The sequence below is a fragment of the Terrisporobacter sp. genome (genome assembly GCF_017888745.1).
Lineage (GTDB): Bacteria > Bacillota > Clostridia > Peptostreptococcales > Peptostreptococcaceae > Terrisporobacter.
Map to the genome: position 1 here is coordinate 1 of NZ_JAGHFM010000162.1, position 5,577 is coordinate 5,577.

The window sequence follows — 5,577 nt, forward strand, 5'->3', positions numbered from 1 at the left end:
CCATAAATCATATGTATATAATACTTCCATGTGGTTATATAATTGAAGCCACTCACTTGTATGTACATACTTGTAGCATTATTTAATATATATTTTAATAAAAATAAATTAATCATAACTAAAATTGGTACTTGTATACCTACTAATGATATGTAATTATTAACTTTACTAGATATATAAAAAGAAAGTAATGATATTACAATACTTAAAATATAAACAAGTATCGCTGAAATTAATATATACTCAAATAAAGTTAAATGATACCATGAGCGAATAGGTGAATTATAATACCCTGATATACCACAATCTAAAAATATCTTTGTAAACTCATTTAGATAAAACTTAAAAAATATTAATAAATTTATAGATACAACAATTATTGAAGATAACATTGAGGCTAATATCTTACCCTTAAATATTTTCCTTCCTTTTTTACTTGAATATTGCAAGTAATCTACATTATTAAGTCTATCTCCTAAATATATAGGCGATATCAAAAATATTATACTTATAAATATTAATATAGATAAGGATTTAAATTGAACTTCATAAGTTTCAAATACTGTATACGGCAATAAAGATTGTATTTCTTCATTTTTCTTTATTTCTATATGTCTATCTATAGCTTTCTTATTGTCACTATAAATAGGAGCAAATGGTTCAAGTACATTGGCTTCGTAAGTTATTTTTATATTTTCCATTTCATCTAATTCTCTAAATGTAGTTGTATCTTCGCTATATAAGTACTCATAATATAAATCTCGTAATTTTTCATTTTGATATTTTTCCTCACCATTATTTCTAGCTATTTTATTATATTCTTCATAATTATAAATGCCTAAATTTCTAAATTTATCATTATTATTTATATATTCATCTGCTATTTTCACTTTCTTCTTATAAGTATCTAAAAAATCTTTATACTCATCCTTATCCATAGAATTTCCATATTTTTTTACCATTTGTATATGAATATTATTTATGAAATCTGTGCCACTTTTTAGGCTATCTGAAGGTATTATATAAAGCTTGTACATTACAATAGTTATAATAATTAAAAATATTATGGATTTAAAATTAAAAATCTTTTTTAACTCATTTATTACAATTGTCATTATGTCCTCCCTTAAATTATAGTTCTCTCAACTTTCTCATAATTTGATAGAATTCGTATATTTTTAAAATAAATAAATGCCGATATTATAGTTACCAAGGCATATACAGCTAAAGGTAGCGATTGTAAAAATTCAAAGTATTGATTAGAGCTCAATCTAAGTAAAGCACCATTTCCTATAATCCAACCTACTATGACTATATATCTTGCTGCATAGTATTTTATTTTCGTAATTGAGTATAAAAATAATGCTGAAAATAAAAATATAGAAGTAATAGAAATCATAATTCCTCTAAGTAAATTTATTTGATTATACAATCCTAATACAAATACCATACTTGAAAAAATGGAAATCACACTAAACACTAACATTCTAAGTGCTGCCACTTGATACAAATTATATTTACAAATCATCTCTATATCATAAGTATTATTTTCCTTTACATTAATTAGTGAAAATACATTTGTTAATAAGTAATATAGAGGTGAGATTATAAATATGAACATATATATTTTTTCTTTTGATATCATGTAGTCATTTCTTATAGATAGCATCACAAAAACTACAATTGAGATAAATAGTACTCCTATAAATATAAGTTCTGATGAATCATGAAATAAATTTTTAAAGCCTATATTTTTATACATTTCCTTCATATATGAATAAAATGATTTCTTATTTTCTAATCCTTTATCTAAAATTAAATTAACTTGTTTTTTTATTTCTAAGTCACTAGGCATATCTATATTAAACTTGTCCATTTTAACCTCCTAAACTTAATTAAATTCTTTTTTAATTTTCTTAATAATCGAGTAATATTTAGTTTTAACGGTGGATTCACTAAGCTCTAATATTTTTGAAATTTCCAAAAAAGTTGCTTGTAAAAAAATCTTTAATCTAAATATTTCTTGATGTTCACTGCTTAGTTTATTTACTATTTCTTGTATTTTTTCTACATCTTCTTTATGTTCTAAATTAACTGTAAAATCTGTAATATCTTCTATTTGTTTATCTTCTATGGTTTCTATTAAATTTGTATATTTATAATTCTTAGATCTAAAATAATCCACTACTTTATTTGTAGCTATTCTATATAGCCACGTCCTAAAAGATGATTTATTTTCATCAAAACTATCTAAGCTTTTCAACATACTTATAAAAATCTCTTGTGTTATGTCCATAGAAGTCTCTTTATCCGATGTTTGTTTAAATACATAAATATATATTTCTTTATAGTAATTAGAAATTAACTCGTCTGCTGCACTTCTACTATTTCGTTTTTTAATTTTCTTAATAAGTCTTAAATCTTTATCCATTACTTACCCTCATCGTTTATTTTCTACTTATATATATTCGTATATATATTATAAAAAGTTTTAATATTTCTCAAAATTTATCAATCATTATATTATTTTAATTTTTAAAATTATATATGCCATATTATTAAATTTACTTTCCTCTCCTGTCATACATACAGGTATAGAATAAAAAACTTGCCATAGACTCTTTTCTCATCCTGGACGTCTTGAAGAAACAATGAAAGAACATTATGATATCTTAAACTGTATTTGTGAAGGAAATATCCAACATATTTATAAAATAACACTTAAGCATATGGAATCGCCTATATATTTAAATATTAATAATTATTGCGATTAAATATTTTATTTTTAAATAAAATAAGACTTGGGTTTTACACCAAGTCTTTTTAATTTATATTTTATGTTTATAACTATTCTAAATAAATTTTATTTTTCTATTAAAATCTCCCAATTTCCTTCTACTAAATAATTACTTCCACTTATTTTTAATTTTGCTTTTTTAGACTTTTTATTACTATAAGGCATCGAAACTGTGATATCTCGAGATAATCCATCTTCATAAACAGTACTAGAAGATGAAATAGATAATTCACAAGTTAGTGGGCTCTTTTCATTTTCATATTTTATAGTATCTATCATATAACTAAGACTCTTTATAAATTTTTTAATACTTTGAAAAATAGATATCCTAGGCTCAACGCTTATCCCCATAAGTTTTATATTTGAGTTGTCATTATCAATATAATCCACAATTAAATTATAGTTATCTTTTCCATCACTTTGAGTACGTTCTATACGCTGAATTAAAACTTTAGAACTTTCCTTTGTTAATATATTATTTTTATCTTCTATATCTATAACTTTATCAATTCTTTTATGTTCATCTACTTTTAAACTAGGTAAAGTAACATTTGTATATTTTAAATCACTACAGTAAATATTAAGATTATCAACTTTTATTTTAAATGGCTTTTGTAAGTTTTCTATATCAAATTTGAATTTATTTACTTCATTATCTTCTTCCAATGGTTTGGCTTCTACTTCTTTGCCTTTAGCATCTACTAAATATATTCCTGTTTTATTATTAGTTTTTGTGTAATTGCCGTAGCTTTCAACTTCAAATTCAAAATTATCATTTTCTGGTATTGCCATCAAATCTATATATAGAGTATTTTTCTCTTCTTTTGATATTGCACTCATAGTTATACCATACTTGGTATCTTTAGGTAAGTATTTATTGTACTCTTCAATAGAATTAGACTCTACTAATTCAATATCAAAATCTACACTACTTATATTTCCTGATTGATCCTTAAGAACTAGAGAATAGACAACTTTATCTCCTTTTTTGTAATCATATATTCCTATATTACCTTTAGACCAGTCATTACTCATACCTTCAGTTTCATCTTTTTTCTCATAATCTTCATTCAATATATCTTTTCCATTTACTTTTAACTCATTCTTTCGATAAGTATAATCTACTATATTTGTAACGTCTTCTTCACTTTCAAAACTTTGCTTGGTAGGATTTACAACAAAACTTTTTAAAGTTACTTTTCCTCCTTTTATATTTTTAGTCATTGGTTCTTTTAATATGTAAATAGGAGCTTCACTCTTTATAATTCTGCCACTCGATGAATCATATTTATGTAATTGATTTGCTATAGCAATAGCCATAGTTCCTCCCAATACAATTACTAAAGCTATTGATGCAATCAAACTTACTAGTTTTTTATACTTATATTTTTTTACATTAGAAATTCCTATTTTCTCATAAGTTTTTATCTTTATATTATCAATGTCTTTTTCCTCTAAATTTGATTCCTCTACTAATTTATCAAAGTCAAAATCTAATTTTTCAATATCTTCTATGTTGTTAATTAACTCATAAATCTGCTTATCCTTCATAGATTTTTCCTCCTTCAAAAACTTCTTTTATTTTTAATCTACATCTATATAATCTGTTTTCCACCGATGATCTGGTAGTTTCATATTTTTGTGCAATTTCATCTATTCTATATTGCATAAAATATCTAAGAAAAAAATATGTTTTGTCTGGTTCTTTAAATCTATTTATAATATTTATAATTTCTTGACTAATTTCTTTATCTAAAATTATTTCTTCTGTAGTTACCTTATCTGAATAACTGTCTTCTATAGATACTATATTTATATCTTTATTGTCTAGCTTTCTTTTATAATCTAGAGCTTTATATTTAGTTTTCATAAATATAAAAGTACTAAATTTTCCTCTACTTTCATCATAGTCTTCAATGTCATTCCATATGGAAATAAATACATCACTGACACATTCTTCAACTTCCTCTTTGCCATATAATCCTATAATTTTATCTACTAGAAAATATACTCTTTTGCTATAAATATCGATTGTATAATCAAGTCCCTTAGGATCTTTTTTACGTAACATTTTAATTATCTTTTTTTCCATATAGTTTCCCCCTTATTTACTATATATCTTATACTACGTTCATTTTCATTGTAATCTCTCAGACATTTTTTATATTTTTCTTAAATTAAAAATTAATATATGTTTTTATAGTAATATTAAATTATAAAACTTATCCTTATAAAATAAAAATCTAGTACCTCTTATAAGTACTAGATTATCTATATAAACATATCTATTTTTTATCTATTTATTCTAATTCATCTATTACAAGTCCTGCAAAAGTTACTACTACAAAAGTAATTACTAATATAGTATTCATAAGTATTGCACATAGTAAGTTAATTAATTTGATAAATTAATTATATTTCTTTACTGTCTAAAAAACTTAAACATAGATTTCATTACTTTATATTTCTATCATTATTAAAAAGTATTTTCAAATTATCTTTATAAAAACTTGATACAAATGTATAACCCAAGACTACATTTGCTATAAAACTTATACAATATATGAATGGTATTGATGGAGATATTAACGAAAATAATAAATTTGGACTTGATAGTATTAAGGATGGTAATCCTAAAATTATTAATTTCTTTTTATCAATCATCCATTTTCCTTTATTTTTTAACTGAGTAATAAGATTATCCAATCCTAACAAAAATCCAATACCTCCAAAAAAAATAAAATTCATCAATATTATTAAATTATTATATTGTATTTTTC

5 protein-coding genes and 1 pseudogene are annotated in these 5,577 nt (G+C 23.1%); all 6 read right to left on the bottom strand.

From position 1 onward, the window contains the following. Positions 1-1,115: hypothetical protein (locus J7G74_RS07905; protein ID WP_297133846.1), on the bottom strand; the 1,115-nt coding region annotated here is incomplete at its 3' end. Between the two features lie 11 nt (positions 1,116-1,126). Then, complete coding sequence (locus J7G74_RS07910; RefSeq protein WP_297133849.1) at positions 1,127-1,876, bottom strand: hypothetical protein; 750 nt, start codon at positions 1,874-1,876, stop codon at positions 1,127-1,129. Between the two features lie 15 nt (positions 1,877-1,891). Then, a complete protein-coding gene (locus tag J7G74_RS07915; RefSeq protein WP_297133851.1) occupies positions 1,892-2,431 on the bottom strand; it encodes an RNA polymerase sigma factor in 540 nt (179 codons plus the stop codon). Positions 2,432-2,863: 432 nt separating this feature from the next. Then, on the bottom strand, positions 2,864-4,348 hold the full coding sequence (locus tag J7G74_RS07920; protein WP_297133853.1) for a hypothetical protein: 1,485 nt from the start codon (positions 4,346-4,348) through the stop codon (positions 2,864-2,866). Beyond that, positions 4,338-4,889 (bottom strand): sigma-70 family RNA polymerase sigma factor, encoded by a 552-nt coding sequence (locus tag J7G74_RS07925; protein ID WP_297133855.1) that lies wholly within the window; start codon positions 4,887-4,889, stop codon positions 4,338-4,340. The genes J7G74_RS07920 and J7G74_RS07925 overlap by 11 nt, the downstream gene beginning before the upstream one ends. A 362-nt stretch (positions 4,890-5,251) precedes the next feature. Then, a pseudogene (locus J7G74_RS07930) lies at positions 5,252-5,577 on the bottom strand (hypothetical protein); the annotation flags it as partial.